We start from the raw sequence: 987 nt of genomic DNA on the forward strand, positions 1-987 counted from the left end.
TTGCACGAGCAGCGCGACGATGTGGACCTAAGTCGTTATTTGGGCTCTCTGTGCGACGACCTTCAACAATTCTACGCTTTGAAGGAGCGAAGGATTTCGCTGAACTGCAACCGACGCTTAGGCATGACGGTCGATCTTAATACCTGCACGACGGTAGGAACCGTGGTAAACGAGCTCGTTGCAAATGCGATCGAGCATGCGTTCCCGAATGATGTGGGTCAGATCGAAGTGGCGCTTGCTTCGAACAGCGACGGGTCGATTGAGATACGGGTGAGCGATGACGGTCGAGGAACCGACATTGAGCAGTGCAATGGAACCGGTCTTCAAACAGCACATCGACTCGTGACTCATGTAGGCGGCAATCTCACGCTGACGAGTGAACCTGGCCAAGGTGCGGTCTGGACTATTAGCCTGCCGTCAAAGAAAAGATAGCCGCTCCCCGGCACCGTTTTGTCTGGACCACCGCCTCGCCGTCAAAGAACGTGGCAAGTATGTGCAAAGAGGACCGTTGACTGTTGGGCTTTGAAGGTAACGCCGCATCTTGTTTTGCAAGACACGAAGCGTAGCTTGAAGAATGGATAAACAACGAACTGAGATCCCTGATCGAGCTATTACTGCCGGTCGTGCCTCGCGAAACCATCGATGCGCCAGCGACACCGCTTGCTGAGAAGCTCGTGCAGCCGCGCGGCGGGAGGATGCGATCTTTGGAAAGGGTCGGTGACGCGCATGAATCACGAAATCGCAGATCAGTTTCTTCTTTACTGCGTGCTTCCAGTGTGGCTGGCCGCCGGGACCGCCAATGCGCCGTGCCACCGATGGGTCGATTTGCCCAACAACGCGGGCGCTCCCGAGTCGCTCATGCATATTGCGCAAATGAGCGAAGGCGCCGCGCTCGTCCTGTGCGCGCTGTTCCTGCAGATTAACCCGTTCGCCATCTGTGCGATGGCCGCGCTGATCGTGCTGCATGAGATCACGGTCTACATCGAC

1 protein-coding gene and 1 pseudogene are annotated in these 987 nt (G+C 56.3%); both read left to right on the forward strand.

What is annotated here, in order from left to right; all coding sequences use genetic code 11:
- Positions 1-432 (forward strand): sensor histidine kinase (locus QCE48_RS31635; RefSeq protein WP_309794479.1); only part of this gene is annotated, 432 nt, incomplete at its 5' end.
- 294 nt (positions 433-726) lie between these two features.
- A pseudogene (locus QCE48_RS31640) lies at positions 727-987 on the forward strand (diguanylate cyclase); the annotation flags it as partial.

The sequence above is a fragment of the Caballeronia sp. LZ024 genome (assembly GCF_031451455.1).
Lineage (GTDB): Bacteria > Pseudomonadota > Gammaproteobacteria > Burkholderiales > Burkholderiaceae > Caballeronia > Caballeronia telluris.